General features: G+C 74.4%; 17 protein-coding genes. 2 read left to right on the top strand and 15 right to left on the bottom strand.

The features are described from left to right. Positions 1–19: 19 nt before the first annotated feature. The 3 genes from recQ to FZ988_RS10850 all read right to left on the bottom strand — a co-directional run bounded on the left by recQ (position 20) and on the right by FZ988_RS10850 (position 4,156). On the bottom strand, positions 20–1,894 hold the full coding sequence (gene recQ, locus FZ988_RS10860) for a DNA helicase RecQ (protein ID WP_246169451.1): 1,875 nt from the start codon (positions 1,892–1,894) through the stop codon (positions 20–22). Between the two features lie 297 nt (positions 1,895–2,191). Beyond that, positions 2,192–3,424 carry a diguanylate cyclase domain-containing protein gene (locus FZ988_RS10855; RefSeq protein ID WP_149204043.1) on the bottom strand — a complete coding sequence of 411 codons (1,233 nt, stop codon included), beginning with the start codon at positions 3,422–3,424 and terminating at the stop codon, positions 2,192–2,194. A gap of 240 nt (positions 3,425–3,664) precedes the next feature. Further along, complete coding sequence (locus FZ988_RS10850; RefSeq protein ID WP_223145107.1) at positions 3,665–4,156, bottom strand: nitroreductase/quinone reductase family protein; 492 nt, start codon at positions 4,154–4,156, stop codon at positions 3,665–3,667. Between the two features lie 155 nt (positions 4,157–4,311). On the opposite strand from FZ988_RS10850, the gene FZ988_RS10845 reads away from it, so the two are divergent. Then, positions 4,312–5,073, top strand: a complete 762-nt coding sequence (locus tag FZ988_RS10845; RefSeq protein ID WP_149204042.1) for a deoxyribonuclease IV — start codon at positions 4,312–4,314, stop codon at positions 5,071–5,073. Between the two features lie 100 nt (positions 5,074–5,173). Further along, positions 5,174–6,802 (top strand): methyl-accepting chemotaxis protein, encoded by a 1,629-nt coding sequence (locus tag FZ988_RS10840; protein ID WP_149204041.1) that lies wholly within the window; start codon positions 5,174–5,176, stop codon positions 6,800–6,802. On the opposite strand, the gene FZ988_RS18545 is transcribed toward FZ988_RS10840, so the two are convergent. The 12 genes from FZ988_RS18545 to FZ988_RS10775 form a co-directional block, all read right to left on the bottom strand. Continuing rightward, positions 6,792–7,823 (bottom strand): aminoglycoside phosphotransferase family protein, encoded by a 1,032-nt coding sequence (locus FZ988_RS18545; RefSeq protein WP_188079074.1) that lies wholly within the window; start codon positions 7,821–7,823, stop codon positions 6,792–6,794. The two genes, FZ988_RS10840 and FZ988_RS18545, sit on opposite strands and share 11 nt — an antisense overlap. Before the next feature lie 61 nt (positions 7,824–7,884). After that, positions 7,885–9,531: a methyl-accepting chemotaxis protein gene (locus FZ988_RS10830; protein ID WP_223145106.1), complete on the bottom strand. Its 1,647-nt coding sequence runs from the start codon at positions 9,529–9,531 to the stop codon at positions 7,885–7,887. Between the two features lie 144 nt (positions 9,532–9,675). Then, a complete protein-coding gene (locus tag FZ988_RS10825; protein ID WP_149204040.1) occupies positions 9,676–10,503 on the bottom strand; it encodes a hypothetical protein in 828 nt (275 codons plus the stop codon). Continuing rightward, the gene (locus FZ988_RS10820; RefSeq protein WP_149204039.1) at positions 10,500–11,162 is read right to left on the bottom strand and encodes an RNA polymerase sigma factor; all 663 of its coding nucleotides are present in this window, start codon (positions 11,160–11,162) and stop codon (positions 10,500–10,502) included. The genes FZ988_RS10825 and FZ988_RS10820 overlap by 4 nt, the downstream gene beginning before the upstream one ends. Beyond that, complete coding sequence (locus tag FZ988_RS10815; protein WP_149204038.1) at positions 11,159–12,253, bottom strand: amidoligase family protein; 1,095 nt, start codon at positions 12,251–12,253, stop codon at positions 11,159–11,161. Before FZ988_RS10815 ends, FZ988_RS10820 begins: the two co-directional genes overlap by 4 nt. Positions 12,254–12,338: 85 nt before the next feature. Beyond that, positions 12,339–12,905, bottom strand: a complete 567-nt coding sequence (locus FZ988_RS10810; protein WP_188079073.1) for a hypothetical protein — start codon at positions 12,903–12,905, stop codon at positions 12,339–12,341. A gap of 182 nt (positions 12,906–13,087) precedes the next feature. After that, a complete protein-coding gene (nhaA, locus tag FZ988_RS10800; protein ID WP_223145105.1) occupies positions 13,088–14,338 on the bottom strand; it encodes a Na+/H+ antiporter NhaA in 1,251 nt (416 codons plus the stop codon). A gap of 173 nt (positions 14,339–14,511) precedes the next feature. Then, positions 14,512–15,453 carry a DNA-3-methyladenine glycosylase family protein gene (locus FZ988_RS10795; protein WP_246169435.1) on the bottom strand — a complete coding sequence of 314 codons (942 nt, stop codon included), beginning with the start codon at positions 15,451–15,453 and terminating at the stop codon, positions 14,512–14,514. Positions 15,454–15,754: 301 nt separating this feature from the next. Further along, positions 15,755–16,600, bottom strand: coding sequence for an NAD-dependent epimerase/dehydratase family protein (locus FZ988_RS10790; protein ID WP_149204034.1), 846 nt, complete (start codon positions 16,598–16,600; stop codon positions 15,755–15,757). A gap of 105 nt (positions 16,601–16,705) precedes the next feature. Continuing rightward, positions 16,706–18,223, bottom strand: a complete 1,518-nt coding sequence (glpK, locus tag FZ988_RS10785) for a glycerol kinase GlpK (protein ID WP_149204033.1) — start codon at positions 18,221–18,223, stop codon at positions 16,706–16,708. A gap of 90 nt (positions 18,224–18,313) precedes the next feature. Further along, on the bottom strand, positions 18,314–19,048 hold the full coding sequence (locus tag FZ988_RS10780) for an MIP/aquaporin family protein (RefSeq protein WP_149204032.1): 735 nt from the start codon (positions 19,046–19,048) through the stop codon (positions 18,314–18,316). Positions 19,049–19,180: 132 nt separating this feature from the next. Then, positions 19,181–20,995 (bottom strand): glycerol-3-phosphate dehydrogenase/oxidase, encoded by a 1,815-nt coding sequence (locus tag FZ988_RS10775; protein WP_149204031.1) that lies wholly within the window; start codon positions 20,993–20,995, stop codon positions 19,181–19,183. Between the last annotated feature and the right edge of the window lie 15 nt (positions 20,996–21,010).

The following is a 21,010-nucleotide window of genomic DNA, read 5'->3' as shown; positions in this document are numbered from 1 at the left end:
CCCGGCCGGGGCACCCAGGTCAGGCGTGGAGGGCCTCGAGGAGCTGGGGTCCGTAGCGTTCGCGCTTGCTGACGCCGACGCCCGTCACGGTGCCGAGCTCCTCGAGCGTGGTGGGGAGGCGGGTCGCGATCTCGCGGAGCGTGGCGTCGTGGAACACGACGTAGGCGGGGACGCCCTGCTCCTTGGCGGTGCCGGCGCGCCAGGCGCGGAGCCGCTCGAACACGGCGGTGGCGTCCGTGCCGAGGTCGGCGACGGCCGCGGCAGCCCCGGCCTTGCGCGTGCTGCGGGGGGCGCGCGCGGGCTTGGGTGCCTCACGACGGAGCGCGACGGTGCGGTCGCCGGTGAGCACGGCCGCGCTCTGCTCGGTCAGCCGGAGGGTTCCGTACCCGTCGCCGTCGACCCCGAGCAGGCCCTGGGCGAGCACCTGCCGGACGACTCCGCGCCACTCGGTGTCGGTGAGGTCGGAGCCGACGCCGAACACGCTCAGGTCGGTGTGGCCGAGCTGGGTGACGCGGGCCGTCGCGTTGCCGCGCAGGATGTCGACGAGGTGCCCCGCGCCGTACCGCTGACCGCGCTGCTCGAGGCGCACGACGGTCGAGAGGAGCTTCTGGGCGGCGACGGTCCCGTCCCAGGTCTCGGGTGCCGTGAGGCACGTGTCGCAGTTGCCGCAGCGCTCGGCCTCGCCGGTCTGGCCGAAGTAGGCGAGGAGCTGACGCCGGCGGCACTCGACGGTCTCGCAGAGCGCGAGCATCGCGTCGAGGTGCGCGGAGAGGCGCCGGCGGTGCGCGGCGTCGCCGTCCGAGGTGTCGATCATGCGGCGCTGCTGGACGACGTCCTGGAGCCCGTAGGCGAGCCAGGCGGTGCTCGGCAGCCCGTCGCGCCCGGCCCGGCCCGTCTCCTGGTAGTAGCCCTCGACGGACTTGGGCAGGTCGAGGTGGGCGACGAACCGCACGTCGGGCTTGTCGATGCCCATGCCGAACGCGATGGTCGCGACCATGACAAGGCCGTCCTCGCGCAGGAATCGCGCCTGGTTGGCGGCGCGCACGCGGCGGTCGAGGCCTGCGTGGTACGGCAGCGCGGGGATGCCCTGCTCGCTGAGGAACGTGGCCGTCTGCTCGACGGACGCGCGCGAGAGGCAGTAGACGATGCCTGCGTCGCCGGCGTGCTCGGTGCGCAGCAGCTCGAGGAGCTGGGTGCGCGGGCTGGCCTTGGGGACGATGCGGTACTGGATGTTGGGCCGGTCGAAGCTTGCGACGAAGTGGCGGGCCCCGGTCGCCTCGGTGAGCTCGAGCCGCTCGGCGATCTCACGGTGCGTCGTCGCGGTCGCGGTGGCCGTCAGCGCGATGCGCGGGACGTCGGGCCAGCGTTCGTGGAGCAGCGAGAGCTGGAGGTAGTCGGGCCGGAAGTCGTGGCCCCACTGGGACACGCAGTGGGCCTCGTCGATCGCGAACAGCGCGACGTGGCCCTGCTCGAGGAGCTCGAGCGTGGCCGGGACGCGCAGCCGCTCGGGCGCGAGGTACAGGAGGTCGAGCTCGCCCGCGAGGAACGCCTCCTCGACGGCCCGCCGCTGCGCCCACTCCTGCGTCGAGTTGAGGAACCCGGCGCGAACGCCGAGCACGGACAGCGCGTCGACCTGGTCCTGCATGAGCGCGATGAGGGGTGAGACGACGACGCCGGTGCCCGCTCGCACGAGCGCCGGGACCTGGTAGCAGAGCGACTTGCCCGCACCCGTCGGCATGAGCACGAGCGCGTCGCCACCGGCGACGACGGTGTCGATGATCTCGGCCTGGTCGCCGCGGAACGACTCGTACCCGAAGACGGTCCGCAGCACCTCGAGCGGGGTGGTCGCGGGCGTGGGCGGCGCCGGCCGCCGGGCGGGGCGTGCGGGCCGCACGGCAGCGGTCGTGGTGCTCCGTGCCGTGGGCTGCGTGGCCGCCGTGCCGGCCGTCGTGCCGGCTGACGCGGGGGCCCACGCGGGCTCGGCCGGCGGCGCGGCGTCGTACTCCGGGTCGTACGGAGGCTCGTCGCCGAAGCCGCCGTACGAGTCGTCGTAGGAGATGTCGTACGGCAGGTCGGGGACCGGCGCCGGCTGCTCCGGTCGCGACGTCGAAGGCACGGCACCACCCTACGTTCCGCCACCGACGTCCCTGCGCGGCCCTGTGGATCCCCCACGTGGGGGCGCATGCACCTGTCAGGCGGCGGCCCGGTGCGCGGCCTTCTGCGCGTACATGGCGGTGTCCGCCCGGACGAGCAGGGCGTCGGCCGCGCCGACGGTGTCGAGCAGCGCGGGCGGCACCTCGCTCAGCCGACCCGTGCCGACGCTGACGCCGACCCCGGGCGGACCGAACCGTGCGACGCACTGGGCCGACGCGGCCTCGACGGCCTCGACGACCCGCGCGGTCACGTCGGTCAGGCCGCTGCCCCGCGCGAGGTCGTGGACCACGACCACGAACTCGTCGCCGCCGACCCGCGCGGCGTAGTCCTGGCGTCGCACCCGGGCGGCGAGGTGCTGGGCGACGGCGGCGAGGTACTGGTCGCCGACGGAGTGCCCGTGGGTGTCGTTGACCTCCTTGAACCCGTCGAGGTCGAGGAACACCACGCCGACGTCGTCGGCCTGGGCGTCGCGTTCGAGGAGGGACTCGAGGTGCGCGGTCAGGGCCCGGCGGTTCGCGAGCCCGGTGAGCGGGTCCTCGAGCGAGAGGCGCTGCACCTCGGCGAGGAGCGTCTCGCGCTGGCGGGTCCACGTCGTCCGCTGGCGCAGCACGACGGCGAGCACCGCGAGGCTCACGACGACGAGCGACGCGGTGGTCAGGGCTGCCGTCGTGTTCTGCCGCAGGTCCTCGCTGGCCTCCTCGACGGCCCGCTCGGCGCCGCGCGCGCTGCCGTTCGTGAGGTGCGTCACCGCTGCCCGCAGGTCGGCCGTGAGCACCCGGGACGTGCCGAGCTCGAGGCGTTCGCGGGCTGCGTCGAACCCGACGAGCCGCACCACGTCGAGCGTCGCGTGGAACTCGTCGACGGTTGCGGCGGCGGTGGCCTGGACGGTGGCGCCGTCGTCGGCGCCGTGGGGGTCCGCGGCGAGTGCGTCCTCCAGCGCCGCGGAGCGCACACCGATGTCCTTGATGCCCACGCGGTACTGGTGGAGGAACCCGACGTCCTCGGTCGCGAGGTAGCCGCGCAAGCCGGCCTGCGCGGCGAGCGTCGCGGTCAGCAGGCCGGTCGCGTCGTCGGTCACGGCGCGTGCGAGGGAGGCCTGGTCGAAGGCCTGCTGGGCGTTCGCGTTGGAGCGGGCCATGGTCGTGACGCCCCACACGATCGACACGACGGTCGCGACGAGCAGGGCGGTCGTGGCGAGGCGGGAGAGGTCCCGACCCCTGCGTGCGGGTGGTCGGGCCTCGGGGGTGCCGACGGCTGCGGTGCGCGCCATGGTTGTCCTCGGGGGCTAGGGCAGGCAGGGACGTGCCCTTCCCCTTCGGCCGGACGTGCCCCGTTCTGAGTGGTGACGGCCACGGGGCGACGCGGCGCACGGGTCGAGGTGACGCGTCGCACGGCGTCGTGCGCGCATCGTCGCCCAGCGGACCACGGTCCGCGCGCCGGGTACCAGCGGGGCCGGCCCGGCCCAGGCGTCGCCCGGCCCAGGCGTCGCCCGGCTCAGGCGTCGCCCGGCTCAGGCGTCGGCGGCGAGCGGCTCCACCCGGAGCACGGGGTACCGGTCGGCGACCGCCGCGAACTCCTCGACGGGTGCGCCCACGCGGACGGGGATGTGGGGACGCCCGCCGGGTGCGAGCTCGACGTAGCGGCGCAGGACGGGTGCGCGCTGGGCGACGGGGACGTCGACGAGCCGCACGGGCTCGGCGTGCGGGGCGTGCAGGACGGCGCGGCCGGCATCGGCGCGCACGTTGCGCAGCCACTGGACGTCCTCGCCGAGCATCGAGACGAGGTACCGCTCGCCGCCGTGCCGGACGAGCACCAGGGGCAGCGAGATGGTCCGGCCCGAGGTGCGGCCGCGGACGTCGGCCGTCACGCCCCGGCCGCCGAGCGTGAGGATGCCGCGGCGGAACTGCCACCCCGCGAGGGCGTTCATGGGCCTGGCGAGCCAGTTGGGTCCGCCGCTGCGGTACATCCATCGGGACAGCCGCTGGGGCAGGATGCCGCGCATCAGGCAGCCAAGTGCCCGTGCGGTGCGGGGATTCTCATGCTCCCAAGGTAGGCGCTGGGCTGCGCCGTCCCCGGGCGTTCGCGCGGGTTCGCGCAGGGTCGCGGGCCACCCGGCAGCAGCGGGCGCCGTCGGACGCCTCGTCTAGCCTGGCTCGCATGGCACTCATCGGAGCCCACGTGCGGGACGGCGACCCGGTCGCGGCGGCCGCCGAGGTCGGCGCGGCGGCCGTCCAGATCTTCCTCGCGGACCCCCAGGGGTGGAAGAAGCCCCGCCCGAGGGACGACGCCGAGGCGCTCGTCGCCTCCGGGCTCGGCGTGTACGCGCACGCCCCGTACCTGGTCAACGTCGCGTCGACCAACAACAAGATCCGCATCCCGAGCCGGAAGATGATCGCCGAGCACGCCGCGGCGGCCGCCGCCCTCGGCGGCAAGGGCCTGGTCGTCCACGGCGGCCACGTGGGGGACGGGGACGACATCGCCCTCGGCATGGACAGCTGGCGCAAGACCTTCGAGCGCGCGACGTTCCCGGTGCCCGTCCTCGTCGAGAACACGGCGGGCGGCGAGAACGCGTGCGCGCGCACGCTCGACCGGATCGCGATGCTGTGGGACGTCATCGGCGGGTACGACGTGGGCTTCTGCCTGGACACGTGCCACGCGTGGGCAGCGGGCGAGGACCTCGAGAGCATCGTCGACCGCGTCCGCGCGATCACGGGCCGCATCGACCTCGTGCACGCCAACAGCTCGCGCGACGAGCGGGGGTCGAGCCGGGACCGGCACGCGGGCTTCGCGACGGGCACCATCCCGGCCGAGCTCATCGCCCACGTGGTCCGCGAGGCCGGGTGCGACGCGGTGGTGGAGACCCCGGCCGAGGGGCAGGCGCAGGACATCGCGTTCCTCCGGGAGGCGCTCGCGGTCTGAGGCGCCCGGTGACAGGGCTCACACCCGCGGCCACGCCGCCGATAGGAGAGATGACGTCCCGCGCCCACCCCCAGGGCGCGTGCTCCCACCGGAGGTGCCCATGTCCTCGTCGGCCACCGCAGCCACACGGTCCCGCAGCCTGCGCACGAAGCTCCTCGCCCTCGGCGGCATCGGCGTGCTCGCCGCCGCCCTCGTGGCGGCCGTCGCGTTGAGCGCGCTCGCGAGCATGCAGACCGCGACCCGCAGCCTGATCGAGCTCGGCGAGCTGCGCTCCTGGGTGCAGGAGATGAAGTTCTACAACGCCGACGTGAGCGGTTGGCAGACCGCCTACGCGTGGGAGGCCCGTAAGGCGGGCCCGCGTGAGGCGGTCGACCCCGAGAACGCGAACCGTGCGGGCTACCTCGCGTCCGCCGCCGGGCTCGAGGAGGAGCTCGCCGCGGCACCGGTCGACGCCATGACGGCGCAGGAGCGGGAGGCCTACGACCGGGTCGTCGCGAACTGGGCGGAGTTCTTCGCGGGCGACGACCGCGTCGTCGAGCTCTACGAGCAGGCCACACCTGAGACGACGGCCGAGGCGGACGACTACATCGTCGGCGACGTCTACGCGATCTACTTCACGATCCTCGAGGACACGACCGTGCTCGTCGACTCGATCGACACCCGCGTCGGCGAGGCGGCTGCGGACGCCGACGCCGCGGCCGCCCGTGCCCGCGTGCTGCTCGGTGCGACGGCGGCGGTCGCGACGATCGTCGTCGTCCTGGCCGCGCTCGCCACGGCCCGGAGCGTCCTGCGCGGCGTCGGTGCCGTCGACCGCTCGCTGCGTGCTCTCGCCGAGGGCGACCTGACCGTGCGGGCGGACGTGCGCTCGCACGACGAGATCGGTGCGATGGCCGTCTCGCTCGCCACCGCCCAGGACAACCTGCGGGCGCTGGTCGCCGACGTGAGCCAGACCGCGTCGACCGTCGCCTCGGCGGCCGTCGAGCTGTCCGCGTCCTCGACGCAGGTTGCCGCCGCCTCGGAGGAGACGTCGGCTCAGGCGGGCGTGGTCGCCACGGCCTCCGAGGAGGTCTCCCGCAACGTGGCGACGGTCGCCGCGGGCGCGGAGCAGATGGGCAGCGCCATCCGTGAGATCGCGGAGAACGCGAACGATGCCGCACGAGTCGCGGGCGAGGCGCGCGCCGCCGCCGCCGCGACGAACACCACGGTCGGCAAGCTGGGCGTCTCCTCGCAGGAGATCGGCAACGTCGTCAAGGTCATCAACGCGATCGCCGAGCAGACGAACCTCCTCGCGCTCAACGCGACCATCGAGGCCGCGCGGGCGGGCGAGGCAGGCAAGGGCTTCGCGGTGGTCGCCGGCGAGGTCAAGGACCTCGCGCAGGAGACCGCACGGGCCACCGGTGACATCGCGCGACGTGTCGAGGCGATCCAGGCGGACTCGGCGGAGGCCGCGACGGAGATCGCGGAGATCGCCGTCATCATCAGCTCGATCAGCGACTACCAGGCGACGATCGCCGCCGCGGTCGAGGAGCAGACGGCCACGACCGCGGAGATGTCGCGGGGTGTCGGGGAGGCGGCGGCCGGCTCGGGTGAGATCGCCGCCAACGTGACGGGTGTCGCGAGCGCGGCGGCGACGTCGGCCGGCGTGCTCACGCAGATGCAGGACGCCGTGGCGGAGCTCGCCGGTCTCGCGACCGGGCTCCAGACGACCGTGGGCCGCTTCACCTACTGAGCAGGGCGTCGGCGAGCCGGTCCGCGAGCCGGGGCGTCGGCACCCCGAGGCGCTGCGGGTCGGCGTGCGCGAGGAGCCGGCGCCACGACTCGCAGCGGTGGATGCTCGCGAGCCGGTCCGCCGCTCGAGCGACGGTAGGCCGGTCGCCCGGGGCGACCTGCGGCCACCGGCTGAGGTAGGCGTCCCGGAGGCGCGCGGCCACGGCGTCGTCGCGTGGCGGCGGCTCGGGCCAGGTGCCGCACGCCATCCGGGTCGGCACCTGAAGGACCGCGAACGGGTGGGACCAGAACGCGTCGCCCACGTCGATCAGCCGGGGCGGTCCGGGCCGGTCCCGCGGGGCGAAGGCGTTCTGCAGGCTGAGGTCGTTCGGCTGGAGCGACGCGGGGACGCCCAGGTCGACGAGCGCCGCCAGGTCGGTGTCGAGCTCGCCCAGGCCACGCGTCAGGGCCGCCGCCTCCTCGGTGTCGACGTGCTGGGGGTCGTCGGCGGACAGCCGGGCGAGGTCGTCGACGAGCGCGGCGGCGTACGCGGGTGCGTCCTGCGGGAGCAGCGTCGGCAGTCCCGTCGCGAGGAGCTCGGGCCGGTGGACGGCGAGTGCGGCCTGCAGGTCGGCCGCGTGCTCGAGGAGCGCCGCCCAGTCCTCGGTCGTGACGCAGCCGTGTGCCCGGAGCGTGGGGCCGGCGTCGGGAAGGAGCAGCCAGCCCTGCGCCGCGTCGACGGCGAGCGGCCGCACCACGTGCTCCGGGGCGAGGTCACCCAGGCGGTCGAGGAGCGGGGCCTCGAACGCCTGGCCGGGGTTGGTCGCCTTGAACCACCGCGTCCCGTGGTCCGTCGGGACGGTGAGCACGGCGGACCAGAACCGGACCCGGTGCGCCACGAGGTCCCCGCGGACCGCCTCGCCGCGCGCGGCCAGCACCGACCGCACCCAGGCGGTCGCGCGCGCGAGGAAGGCCGCCGACGACCAGTGGGCGACGAGGTCGCGGCCGGCCGGCGCGTGGACGGGTCCGCTCGGGCGGGGCACACCGTGATCGTGCGCGAACGGGACGCGACCGTCCAGCGGTCGCGTCCCGTTCGGCAGCGGCTCAGTAGGTGAACGCCTCGACGCGGGTGCGCAGGTCGGACGCCATCCGGGCGAGCTCGTCCGTCGAGGTGCTCATCTGCGTGAGGACCGTGGTGGACGTGTCGGCGGCCTCCGCGACCGACGTGATGTTCGACGCGATGTCGCCGGAGCCCATGGCGGCCTCGCCGATGCCGCGGGTCATCTCGACCGTCGTGGCCGTCTGCTCCTCGACCGCGGAGGCGATGGTCATCTGGTAGTCGTTGATCGCCGCGATGACCTGGCGGATCTCCCCGATCGCCGTGATGGCCGACTCGACCTGGTCCTGGTTGCCCGCGACGTGCGTGGCGATCTCCTCCGCGGCGCGCGCGGACTCCTGGGCGAGCTCCTTGACCTCCCCGGCGACGACGGCGAAGCCCTTGCCCGCCTCGCCGGCGCGCGCGGCCTCGATGGTCGCGTTGAGCGCGAGCAGGTTGGTCTGCTCCGCGATGCTGGTGATGATCTTGACGACGTTGCCGATCTGCTGGGCCGACTCCCCGAGCGCGGCGACGGTGGCGACCGTCGAGTGCGAGGACTCGACCGCCTGCGCGGCGACGCGCGAGACCTCGTTCGCGTTCTGCGCGATCTCCCGGATCGCGGCACCCATCTGCTCGGCGCCGGACGCCACGGACTGGATGTTGCGGTTGACCTGCTCGGCGGCGGCGGCCACGACCCCCGCCTGGGCGCTCGTCTCCTCGGAGCTGGCGGCGACCTGCGTGTTGGCGGCCGAGAGCTCCTCGGACGCGGCCGCGACGAGCGTCGCCGAGTCGACGGTGCCCGCGACGAGCTCGCGGAGGGCGGCGAGCGCGGTGCGCAGGCTCGCGGCCGTCTGACCGACCTCGTCGGACGAGCTCACGTGCGGCTCGACGGTCAGGTCGCCGTTGGCCAGCGCGTCAGCTGCGCGCTTGACCTCGAGCACGTTCCGGCGGATCTTGCGGGCCAGGACGACACCGAGGGTCGCGCCCACGACGACGCTCGTGATGAGCACGGCGACCGTGATGAGGAGGGACCGGTGGGCCTCCTGCTCGGAGCGCACGTTCGCCTCCGCGGCGGCCGCGGTGACCTCGTCGCCGACGGCGGTCAGGGCCGCCACGAGCTCGGCGCCCGTCTCCGCGAGGCCGCTGGTCTTGCGGGCCTGCGCCCACGCGACGCCGTCGTCGGCGAGCGCGGCGTCCATGAACTCGCCGTCGACGAGCGGGCGGTACGCGGCGTACGTCGTCGTGAACTCGTCCCAGTTGGTCGGGACGTCGCCGTACGCCTGCGTGTAAGTCGCGGCGAACGACTCGGCGGCTGCGTCGAACCCGTCGTAGGACGCCTGGAGCTTCTCGAGCTGCGGGGCGTTGTCCGCCCCGACATATGCCGCCATGAGGTTCGCGTCGCTGCGCACGCCCCACAGGGCGTCCTTGAGCGCGGCGAGGGACTGCGTGACCTCGGCCTGGCTCGTCGCGAGCCCGGCCGACTCGTTCTTGAGCCGGTCGATCTGGAGCGAGGCGAACACGCCGAGCCCCACGGTGAACAGGGACAGGACCGACACGAGGCCGACGAGCTTGGCCATCAGTGAGGCCCTGCCCAGAAGGGCGGGACGGGCGGTGCGCGGGGTCTCTCCGGCGTGCAGGGGTGATGCACTGGACATGCTTGCCTCCTCGGTGCGGCCCCTGTGCCTGACCATCGGCGTGGGTCGCGCAGCGGAGAGGCGCGCCGGGTGTGGTGTGGATCACACGAGGAGCGGGTCCGACGGCGCCCCACAGGTGCCGACCCAGCCGGTGCCGTCCTGTGCTCAGCCCTCGCCCACCCGCGCTCCCGGGCCGTCCGCCGCCCCGGCTCCTTGCCCGTCCGCCGCCCCGGTTCCCTGCCCGTCCACCGCCCCGGCTCCCTGCCCCGGGGCGATCGGCGGGGTCTCGCCGTCGAGGAGCATCTGGCCCGCCCTCGTCTTGGTCTCGTCGGTGTCGGTGCTCCACAGCGCGGCGAGGGCCTCGGCGTCCTCGTAGTCGTACCCGGCGGCGAAGTACGCGTCGTACTGCGCCCTCGTGCTCGTCGAGGGAACGGTCGGCGCCGTGGCGCCGGTCGAGCCGTCGCTGTGGGCCCCGGCGGGGACGGGCACGGGCTCCCCGTCGAGGAGCATCTGGCCGGCCCTCGCCTTGGTCTCGATCGCGTCCGCGTCCCACAGGTCGACGAGGGCGTCGAGGTCACCCACCGTGTAGCCCGCGTCCCAGAACGCGTCGTGCTGCTCGCGCGTGTACCCGGCGGGCATCGGTGACCAGTCGATCCCCACGGCCTGCACCGCGGTCTCGACGGTCCGCGCGACGTCCGAGTACGGGTCTGCGGCCGCGGCGGCGCCCGTGCCGACCACGGCGAGCGTCGAGCTGACGACACCTGCCACCACGATCCGGCGGGTGAACGTCCCGGGGGAGGGCTGGTCCGCGAGGTCGGCCAGCCGGGCCTCGATCCGCGCCGTCACCGCGGCGGCGTCGGGCCACACGTCGCCCCGGGACCGCAGCGCGCGCGTGATCCGCTCGGCGAGGTCGTCCTCGTCGCCGTTCGTCGTCAGGTGAGGGTGCACGTCGTCGTCGTGCCGGTGCCTCGGGGGGTGCGGGAAGGTGCTCATCGTCTCTCCGGTGAGGTGGCGGGCTGTGAGTGACGCAGGGTGGCGAGGGCGCGTGACGCGTGCGACCGGACGGTCGCGGCCGACGTCCCCAGCACCGCCGCGATCTCCGGGTCGCCGAGTCCCTCGTAGAAGCGCAGGACCAGGACGGCGCGCTGCCGGTCGGGCAGCGCGGCGAGGCGGCTCCACATCTCGTCGTCCTCGACGACGTGCTGCGCGTGATCGCTCTGCACGTCGGCGTGCGCGGCGAGGACGTCGTCGCCGGCGGGCGCGATGGTGCGCACGTGCCACCTGCGCCGCCACGACAGGTGCTCGTTGGTGACCATGCGCCGCAGGTACAGGTCGGGCCGCGCCATGAGTGCGATGCGGTTCCAGCGCAGGTGCGCGCGCAGCAGCACCTCCTGGACGAGGTCCGCGGCCGTGTGCCCGTCCCCGGTGAGGAACGTCGCGTAGCGCAGGAGGCCGGGCAGGTGCACGCGGACGACGTCGTCGAGCCGGCGCGCCGTGGCAGGGCCGGGCTCACGCCGGCCGTCGGCGTGCGGGACCTCGTCGGCGTCGGGCGCGTGTGCCGGGTCGACGGCGCGCAGCCGCACCGGTGGCGCCGGCAGCACCGTCGGGATCTCGGCGCTGTCGGGGCTGCGATCCCGCACCCGGGTGCTCATCGGCGCCCCGCGAGGTCGTCGAGCGCGGTCAGCGGGTCGCTCGCTGCGCGGGCACCGGGTCGCGGGAGCGGCTCGGGGTCGAGGCAGCGGGCCAGGAGCGCCTCGACGACGGCGGCCCGCGACACGATGGCGTGGCCGTGCGTGGCGCCGGGCAGGATCCGCACCTCCACGGTGTCGCGTACGGGACGGTCGGTCAGCAGCTGCGTGACGTTGACGTCGGCGTACTTGGTCACGCCGGTCGACTGCGCCGCCTGCCTCAGACGCTCCCAACCCGTGCGCCCGCCGTCGTCCTCCCACGGGTGGTCGATCAGGTCGACGAGGTCCTCCGGGAGGGGGGCGAGCCGGCGGCACGCGGGGTTGGTCCCGAGCGCCTCCCACAGCACGTCCCGCCAGTGCCCGAACAGCCGGACGACGTTCGCGAAGGCGGCCGGGCTGCGGAACGGCGTGCCGTCGACGTGGAGGTGGACGGCGGCCTCGTGGGGGACCGTGAAGCCCAGGTCCCGCGCCGGGCCGAGCAGGCGCTCGAGCTGCTCGACGTGCCCGGACGTGAGCGGCGGCGTGACGATCTCGCACGGTCGCTCGCGCCCGGCCGGCAGCGGCAGGGCGAGGGCGACCGTCGCGCCCTGCGCGTCGTTGACCCGCGCGGCGGACCGGAACACCTGGGCGCGGACCCCGAACAGCGCGGCGACGGGCTCCAGCACGCTCGACAGGGGCGCCGCCGGGTCCGCGTGGAGCTCGACGAGGCGGAGCAGGCGGGCGTCGTCGCTCAGGAGCCGGTACCAGCCGCGGTGGCCCGGGCGCGCGCCCGCCCCACGGTCACGCCCGAGGTCCGCCTCGAGCGTGATGTCGTCCACGAGGCGGGCGACCGGCCTCCCGCCGGCGTCGACGACGTCGAACGCCGGCGAGAGATGGCGGAAGACGCCGACGCCGGGCACGGCCGACGGCTCGCTGTCGGTGTGGAACGACCTGTCGACGCGCCCGCCCCGGCGGGCGGCCAGCTCGTCGGCGAGCACCTGCCGGTCGGACCCGGCGGGCGCGAGCAGCTCGATCTCGAAGCCGGTGCGCAGCGACAGGGCGGGCGCGTCGATCATGGATCTCCCTCACCAGGTGGGTGGTCGGTGGTGCCCGGCCGTCGGCGCCGGGTGCGGGCCGACGGCCGGGTGCCCGGGCGGGCCGTCAGGACGCGGTGTCGGCGGTCCCGCTCGGCGGGACGGGGAGCGTCTCGCCGTCGAGGAGCATCTGGCCGGCCGTGGCCTTGGTCTCGATCGGGTCGGCGTCCCACAGCTCGGCGAGCGCGACGGCGTCGTCGTACGTGTAGCCGGCACCGAAGAACGCGTCGGACTGGGCCTGGTCGGGCCCGACGACGGGCGCCGGGTCCGGGTGCGAGCCGGGGAGCACCGGCACGGTCTCGCCGCCGAGGATCATCCGGCCGGCCGTCGCCTTGGCCTCGACGGCGTCGACGTCCCACAGGTCGACGAGGGCCTCGAGGTCGCCGCCCGTGTACCCGGCGGCCCAGAACGCGTCCAGCTCCTCGGGGGTGAAGGTGGTCTCGCCGCCCGGTGACCACTGGACGCCGAACGCCCCGAGGGCTCCCGTCACGGCGTCGGCCACGGAGGTGTGCGGGGCGACGGCCGCGGCGGCGCCCGCGCCGGCGACGGACAGGCCGGCGGCGACGACGCCCACGGCGACGAGCCGGCGTCGGGGACGGTCGGTGGGCTTCGTGGGCTTCGTGGTCCTGGACATGGGGTTCTCCTCAGGTGCTCGGGACGTGCTGACCCCCTTGAGACGCGGCTCGGCCCCGGGTTGTGGAGCCGGGTGCGGGATCAGATGTCGCGGGCACGCCAAGGACCGGCCGGGTGGCGACGCGCGCGTGGCGCGGAGGGGACCGTCGGCGCTGTCACACGCCCCGGGCGGGGCTCACCGGGTCAGGCTGCCGGCACGTCCTCGAGGTCCGCTTCCTGGAGGCGCACGTGGACCCGGGTGCGCCACGTCAGCAGCGCGGCGCCGAGCGCCGCTGCGGCGAGCGAGGCGATGAGGATCGCCGCCTTGACGTGCTCGCCGTGCGGCGACGTCTCGGCGAACGAGAGCTCGCCGATGAGGAGCGAGACCGTGAAGCCGACGCCCGCGACGACGGCGACGGCCGCGAGGTCGGGCCACCGCACGGCGTGGTCGAGCGACGCCTTCGTGAACGTGACCAGCAGGAACGTCGCGGCGAGGATGCCGATGGGCTTGCCGAGGACGAGGCCGAGGGCGACCCCCTGGGCGGCCGGGTCGCCCACCGTGCCGGCGAGCGCCTCCGGGCTCAGGCTCACGCCCGCGGCGAAGAGCGCGAACACGGGGACGGCGAGCCCCGCGGACACGGGCCGCCACAGGTGCTCGAACCGCTCTGCGAGGCTCTGCGTCTCACCGGCCCGGGCGAGCGCCGGGACGGTGAAGCCGAGGACGACGCCGGCGATCGTCGCGTGGATGCCGGACATGTGCATGAAGCCCCACGCGACGACGGCGAGCGGGACGAGCACCCACGCGGTGGTCCGCCGCCGCACGAGGACCGCGAAGACGGCGATGACGCCGAGCGACGCGCCGAGCCACGCGAGCTCGAGGCCCTCCGCGTAGAAGACCGCGATGACCACGATGCCGAGGAGGTCGTCGACGACGGCGAGCGTCAGGAGGAACGCGCGCAGCGCCGTCGGGAGCCGCTTGCCGAAGACGGTCAGGACGGCCACGGCGAAGGCGATGTCCGTCGCGACCGGGATCGCCCAGCCGTGCATCGAGCCGCCGTCGCTCACGGCGTTGACCAGCGCGTAGAGACCCGCCGGCGCCGCCATCCCGCCGACCGCGGCGAGGATCGGCACGATCGCGGTGGACGGCCGCCGGAGCTGCCCGTCGACCATCTCGCGCTTGAGCTCGAGCCCGACGACGAAGAAGAAGATCGCGAGCAGCCCGTCGGTCGCCCACTGCGCGACGGTCAGGTCGAGGTGCAGTGCCGCGGGCCCGACGACGGTCTCGCCCAGCGCCGCGTAGCCGGCCTTCCACGGCGAGTTCGCCCACGCCAGGGCGATGACGGTGCCGACGAGGAGCAGGATCGCGCCGGCGTTCTCGGCACGCAGGTCGTCGGCGAAGTTGCGCTGGCCGCCGGGAGTCAGGCGGCTGAAGAGAGCCGTGCGCGGGCCGGTCAAGGTGTGCCCCGTGTGCACGTCGGGAACGGGGCGTCATGTCTGCGGGGGACCATCGCGGACGACGGTAGTCCACGACGGAGCGTGAGACCTCGCCCGTCAGGTGCGCGCCAGGCGCCCGGCAGGCGCCGAGCGCGAGCGGTGCGGGCCCTCCTCGCCGGGTGAGGCCTGACCCGTCACCGCCGCCGGTGGTCCTCGATCGGCAGCCGCGGCCCGCGCCCTGGCGCGCGCGCGAGGCCGGCGAGGAGCAGGTGCCGGATGACGCGGTAGCGGTGGGGCCGGTACGGCTCGAGGAGGGCGAGCATCTCCTCGTCGTCCACGCGGCGCCGCGCGAGTGCCCAGCCGATCTGCGCGGGCAGGTGGAAGTCGCCGACGGGCACGGCGTCGGTGTCGCCGATCGCCCGCTGGAGGGTCTCCGCCGCGGTCCACTGGCCGACTCCGGGCACGTGACGCAGCCGGGCGTGGGCGGCGTCGGGCGTCATGTCGACGGCCTCCTCGAGCCGGTCGGCGAGGTGGGCGGCCGCGACGACGGTGCGCGCCCGCCTGGGGTCCACGCCGGCGCGGTGGAAGTCCCAGGACGGCACGCTGGCCCAGGTCCGCGGGTCGGGCGGCACGCGCAGCCCCTCGGGCGCGGGGCCGGGCGCGGGCTCGCCGTGCGCGAGGAGCAGCCACCGCCACGCCGCGTGCGCCGTGCGGCTGGTCACGCGCTGCTCGAGGATCGCGGGGACCAGCGACTCCATGACGCGGCCGCTGCGCGGGATGCGCACGTGCGCGCACGCCCGGTAGGCGTCACGTGCGGGCCCGGGCGGCGGGTCGTAGGACTCGGCCCCGTCGTCGTCCCCGAGCAGCGCGGTCAGGGTGGCGAGCGCCTCCGGGGCGCCGGGCCCCCAGGCGCTCGCCGCGAACGTCGCGGGCGCGTGCTGCCGCAGCCGCAGGGTCGCGACGCCGGAGCGCAGCCGGGTGGCCCGCCACAGCGTCCCGTCGGGCTCGGCGCGGTACGTCGGGTCGAACGGGCCGTGCCGCAGCGCCGAGAGCGTGCGGTGCAGCTCGACGGGCGCGCGGGTCGTGACGATCCGCTCGTCGGGCGCGGGTTCCCCGCTCACGATGGCGTAGCGCACGCCGCCATCGTCACACGTGCCTGCGACGCGCGGCGGGTTGCGCCGAGGTCGGGCGCTCCTGCCGAGGTCGGGCCTCCCAGGGTCCGACCTCGGCGCGGCGGACCGACCTCAGCAGCAGCGGACGACCGGCCTCGGCGCGGCGGACCGACCTCAGCAGCAGCGGACGACCGGCCTCGGCGCGGCGGGCCGACCTCAGCAGCGGGGGACGGCCGACCTCGGCGCGGCGGACCGACCTCGGCGGCAGCGGACGACCGACCTCAGCAGCAGCGGCGGGCGACCTCGGCGTGGACGGTCGCGCTCGTCAGCCCACGTGGTCGCGCCACGAGTGCGCGGGCTCGTAGCCCAGCAGCTCGTGCGCGGCGTCGATCGCCAGGAGCGTCTCGAACTCGCCGAGCTCGCGCGTCAGGGGCACGTCCGGGAAGACCTCCGCCATGAGGTCCACCGACGGCCGGTTCATGATCGTGTCGGCGGCGGCGACGATGACGTTCTGCGAGCCCGTGGTCGTGGCCTCGACGCCGAGCCGGCACGCGGCGGCGACGTCGCGCACGTCCACGTAGCCCCACAGGTTCCACCGGCGCAGCTGCGCGTCCGCCCAGTAGCCGGGGACGGCGGCGTAGTCCTCGGGCCGGTGGATGTTCGAGATGCGCAGCCCGACGAACGGGATGCCCGACCACTGCGCGACGTGCCGCGCGGTCTCCTCGCCGAGGACCTTGGACAGCGCGTACGTGCTGGTCGGCACGGGGAAGTGCGCCTCGTCGACGGGTGCGTACCGGGGCGGGACGTCGAACGGGAGGCCCAGCGTGGTCTCGCTCGACGCCCACACGACCTTGCTCAGGCCCAGGCGGTGGGCGGCGAGGAACACGTTGGTGTTCGCGGCCGTGTTGCGGTTGATCGTGTCGGGCGGCGTCGCGCGCCCGGGCGCGGGGATGTTCCCGAGGTGCACGACGGCGTCGGCCCCCGCGAGCACCTCGACGGCCTGCCCGTAGTCGGTGAGGTCCGCGAGGACGAGGTCGGTGCCGAGCCCCGCGTCGCCGCCCGCGGGCCCGGCGAGGTCGGTGGCCGTCACCTCGTAGCCGTGCTCGAGCAGGTCGCGCACGACGACGCGCCCCGCCTTCCCCCAGGCACCCGTCACCGCGATGGTCGTCATGCCAGCAGTCTGGCACCCGGTGCTGCGCGCACGTACGACGGCGGCCGCCCCACCTGCGTGGGACGGCCGCCGTCGTGCGTCGTGCGTCGTGCGTCGAACGTCGGATCAGTCGACGTCGGCGTCCACCCAGTCGAAGGACTTCGTGACGGCCTTCTTCCAGTTGCGGTACGTCTTCTCGCGCGCGGCGTCGTCCATCGACGGCTCCCAGCGCTTGTCCTCGGCCCAGTTGTCGATGACGTCCTGCTCGCCCTGCCAGAAGCCCACGGCGATGCCCGCGGCGTACGCGGCCCCGAGCGCCGTCGTCTCCGCGACCTTGGGCCGCACGACGGGGACGCCGAGGATGTCGGCCTGGAACTGCATGAGCGTCTCGTTGGCGATCATGCCGCCGTCGACCTTGAGCTCGGTGAGGTCGACCCCGGAGTCGGCGTTCATGGCGTCGAGCACCTCGCGGGTCTGGAAGGCCGTGGCCTCCAGGGCGGCCCGCGCGATGTGACCCTTGTTGACGTAGCGCGTCAGCCCGACGAGCACGCCGCGGGCGTCGCCGCGCCAGTACGGCGCGAAAAGGCCCGAGAACGCGGGCACGAAGTACGCCCCGCCGTTGTCCTCGACGGTCTTGGCGAGCGTCTCGACCTCGGGCGCGTCCTTGATCAGGCCGAGGTTGTCGCGCAGCCACTGCACGAGCGAGCCCGTGACGGCGATCGACCCCTCGAGCGCGTAGATCTGCGGCTGGTCGCCGATCTTGTAGCAGACCGTCGTGAGCAGGCCGTTCTTGGAGTGGATCGGCTCCGTGCCGGTGTTGAGCAGCATGAAGTTGCCCGTGCCGTACGTGTTCTTCGCGGTCCCGACCTCGAAGCACGCCTGGCCGAACGTCGCCGCCTGCTGGTCGCCGAGGATCCCGGCGATCGGCACGCCGGGCACCATGCCGCCCTGACGGCCCTCGCCGTACACCTCGGACGACGAGCGGATCTCGGGGAGCATCGACAGCGGGATGCCCATCTCGCCGGCGATCTCCTCGTTCCAGGTGAGCGAGTCGATGTTCATGAGCATCGTGCGGGACGCGTTCGTCACGTCGGTCACGTGCACGCCGCCCTCGACGCCGCCCGTCATGTTCCACAGGACCCACGCGTCCGTGTTGCCGAACGCGAGGTCGCCGCGCTCGGCCTTCTCGCGGGCGCCCTCGACGTTGTCGAGGACCCACCTGATCTTGGGACCCGAGAAGTAGGTCGCGAGCGGGAGGCCCACGCGGTCCTTGTAGCGCTCGGCGCCCCCGCCCAGGGCCGCGAGGTCGTCGCAGATCTTCTGGGTGCGGGTGTCCTGCCACACGATCGCGTTGTAGACGGGCTCGCCCGTGGTGCGGTCCCACACGACGGCGGTCTCGCGCTGGTTGGTGATGCCGACGGCCGCGATGTCACGGTGCGTCAGGTTCGCGCGGGTCAGGGCGAGGCCGACGACCTCGCGGACGTTGACCCAGATCTCCTTCGGGTCGTGCTCGACCCAGCCCGGCTTCGGGAAGATCTGCTCGTGCTCCTTCTGGCCCGTGGCCACGATGGTCCCTGCGTGGTCGAAGACGATCGCCCGGGAGCTCGTGGTCCCCTGGTCGATGGCGAGGATGTAGTCAGCCATGTCGTGGTTCCTTCACGTCGTGTCGTGCACGGATGGTGCGGCGCGGGAGCGGCGGTGCTCCACGGCCCGTGGTCGGGGGACGGGTGCGGGTCAGCCGATCGCCGCGGCGAGCAGGCCGGCGAGGACACCGCCGGCGATGGGGCCGAGGACCGGGACCCAGGAGTAGCCCCAGTCGCTCGAGCCCTTGCCCTTGATGGGCAGGAGGGCGTGCGCGATGCGGGGGCCGAGGTCACGCGCGGGGTTGATCGCGTAGCCGGTGGGGCCGCCGAGGCTCAGGCCGATGCCGACGACGAGCATCGCGACCGCGAGGGGCCCGAGCTCGCTCGGGGTGTTGCCGAACTGGATGATGACGTAGACCAGGACGAACGTGCCGAGGAGCTCGGTCATGAAGTTCCAGCCGTACGAGCGGATCGCGGGGCCGGTGGCGAAGACGCCCAGCTTGGTCGCGGCGTCGGCGTCCTCGTCGAAGTGCTTCTTGTAGGCGAGGTACGCGAGCACCGCGCCGAGGAAGGCGCCGACGAGCTCACCGGCGAGGTAGACCATCGTCGAGGACAGGTTCACGGCCACGCCTGGTGCGTACTCCTCAGCGCCGTTGGCCAGGAGGCCGAAGGTCACGGCCGGGTTGAGGTGGGCACCGGACTGCCACGCGGCGTACACACCGGCGAACACGCCGAGGCCCCACCCGAAGGTGATGACGATCCAGCCGCCGTTGAAGCCCTTGGTCCCCGGCAGGATGACGTTGGCGACGACGCCTGCACCCAGGAGGAGCAGGATGCCTGTCCCGATCACCTCCGAGATGAACACCTCGGTGAGGGTGACGTCCATTGTGTTTCCTCGTTTCTCGCGGGACTCCGTTGTCACGTGCTCTCCGGGCGGGGGTCGCCCGGAGCGTCGAGGGGGCGCGGGTGAGCGCCGGTGCCTGCCGGGCGCACGCGTCGCGCACGCCCGGCGGGCGGGTCAGGTGCCGGCGGGGCCGGCAGCGGCGGGGGAGTCGGTCGGGGAGCCGGGCTTGGTGCCGCCCGTGCCGGTGCCCTTGCCGAGCGGCACGAGCGGTGTGATGTCCGGCACGGCCAGCCGGGCGGCCTCCGCGGCGGCGTCGTCGGGCTCGTGGGAGGCGGCCTCCTCGGCCTCGCAGCGCGCGGTGTAGGACGCGATCTCGGCGGCGCGCTGGTCGGCCGACCAGCCGAGCCGCTCGCCGACGAGGTCCGCGATCTCCTCGACGGCGCCGAGGCCGCGGTCGCGCTGCTCGTAGACGAGGCGGGTGCGGTGGATCATCACGTCCTCGAGGTGCAGGACGCCCTCGTGGCTCGCGGCGTAGGCGACCTCGGCCCGCAGGTACGCCGGGGCGTGCTCGAGCGGGCGTCCCAGGCTCGGGTCGGCGTCGACGAGCTCGATGATCTCGGTCAGCAGCGAGCCGTACCGGTGCAGCAGGTGGTCGATCATGGCGCGCGACCAGCCGTAGGTCGAGGAGAGGCGGCGCGCCTGGCGCTGGAGCACCGCGTGCCCCTCGGCGCCGGCCAGCGGGATGCGGTCCGTGATGGACGGCAGGGCCCGGGCGCGCTCGCCGAGCGCGAAGTCCACGGCGTCGACCGCCATGACGCGGTACGTCGTGAGCTTGCCGCCCGCGATGACGGTCAGGCCGGGGACGGGGGACGCGACCGTGTGCTCGCGGGACACCTTGGCCGACGACGTGCCCGCCTTGGTGCCGGGCTGGAGCAGCGGGCGCAGGCCGGCCCAGGTGCCGATGATGTCGTCGCGCGTCAGGGGCTGCGCGAGCACCGCGTTGGCGTGCTCGAGGACGTAGTCGATGTCCGCGGCCGTCGCGATGGGGTGCGTGAGCTCCTGCTCCCACGGGGTGTCGGTGGTGCCGATCACCCAGTAGCGGGACCAGGGGATGACGAAGAGGACGCTCTTCTCGGTCTGCAGGATCAGCCCGACGTCGCCGCGGATGCGCTCGCGCGGCACCACGATGTGGATGCCCTTGGACGCGAGCACGCGCAGGCCGCCCTCGTCGCCGGCGAGCGCCTCGGTCTCCTCGGTCCACACGCCTGTCGCGTTGATGACCTGGTCGGCGCGGACGGTGATCCGGCGGCCGGTCTCGAGGTCCTCGACGACGGCCCCGTTGACGACGCCTGTGCCGCGCCGGGTCAGCTCGACCACCTGGGTGCGGCTCGCGGCGTGGGTGCCGTAGCTCACGGCGGTGCGGACGAGGGTCGCGACGAGCCGGGCGTCGTCCACGCTCGCGTCCCAGTAGCGCACCGCGCCGACGGCGGCGTCGTGCCGCAGGTCGGGGAAGAGGCGGTCCATGCCCGCGCGGGTGACGTGGCGGTGCCACGGCATGGCGCGGTTGCCGGGGACGACGGATGCGAGCACGTCGTAGAGCGCGACGCCGGCGCCGACGTACGCGCGCTCCCACACGTGGTGCTCGAGGGGGTAGAGGAAGGACACGGGCCGGACGAGGTGCGGCGCGATGCGCTTGAGCAGCAGGTCGCGCTCGGTGAGCGCCTCGTGGACGAGGTGGAAGTCGAGCATCTGGAGGTAGCGCAGCCCGCCGTGCACGAGCTTGCTCGACCGGCTCGACGTGCCGCTGCCCCAGTCCTGGGCCTCGACGATGCCCACGCGCAGGCCGCGGGTCACGGCGTCGAGCGCGATCCCCGCCCCGGTGACGCCGCCGCCGACGACGAGCACGTCGAGCTCGTTGCCCTCGCCGGACTGCTCGAGCGCGTCGAGCGCCTTCTGACGTGCCTCGGGTGTCAGTGCCGCTGTCCTCACGCCTGCCTCCTCGCA

It is taken from the genome of Actinotalea subterranea (genome assembly GCF_008364845.1).
In the GTDB taxonomy this organism is placed as follows: Bacteria; Actinomycetota; Actinomycetes; order Actinomycetales; family Cellulomonadaceae; genus Actinotalea; species Actinotalea subterranea.
The sequence above is the reverse complement of the archived record's forward strand: the minus strand, read 5'-3'. Positions and strand labels throughout refer to the sequence as shown.

Coding starts and splice junctions, on each gene's coding strand:
- FZ988_RS10855 (WP_149204043.1), bottom strand. CDS start 3,424: ATGGCGCGCACCGCAGCCGTCGGCACCCCCGAGGCCCGACCACCCGCA.
- FZ988_RS10850 (WP_223145107.1), bottom strand. CDS start 4,156: ATGCGCGGCATCCTGCCCCAGCGGCTGTCCCGATGGATGTACCGCAGC.
- FZ988_RS10845 (WP_149204042.1), top strand. CDS start 4,312: ATGGCACTCATCGGAGCCCACGTGCGGGACGGCGACCCGGTCGCGGCG.
- FZ988_RS10840 (WP_149204041.1), top strand. CDS start 5,174: ATGTCCTCGTCGGCCACCGCAGCCACACGGTCCCGCAGCCTGCGCACG.
- FZ988_RS10830 (WP_223145106.1), bottom strand. CDS start 9,531: ATGTCCAGTGCATCACCCCTGCACGCCGGAGAGACCCCGCGCACCGCC.
- FZ988_RS10825 (WP_149204040.1), bottom strand. CDS start 10,503: ATGAGCACCTTCCCGCACCCCCCGAGGCACCGGCACGACGACGACGTG.
- FZ988_RS10820 (WP_149204039.1), bottom strand. CDS start 11,162: ATGAGCACCCGGGTGCGGGATCGCAGCCCCGACAGCGCCGAGATCCCG.
- FZ988_RS10815 (WP_149204038.1), bottom strand. CDS start 12,253: ATGATCGACGCGCCCGCCCTGTCGCTGCGCACCGGCTTCGAGATCGAG.
- FZ988_RS10810 (WP_188079073.1), bottom strand. CDS start 12,905: ATGTCCAGGACCACGAAGCCCACGAAGCCCACCGACCGTCCCCGACGC.
- FZ988_RS10790 (WP_149204034.1), bottom strand. CDS start 16,600: ATGACGACCATCGCGGTGACGGGTGCCTGGGGGAAGGCGGGGCGCGTC.
- glpK (WP_149204033.1), bottom strand. CDS start 18,223: ATGGCTGACTACATCCTCGCCATCGACCAGGGGACCACGAGCTCCCGG.
- FZ988_RS10780 (WP_149204032.1), bottom strand. CDS start 19,048: ATGGACGTCACCCTCACCGAGGTGTTCATCTCGGAGGTGATCGGGACA.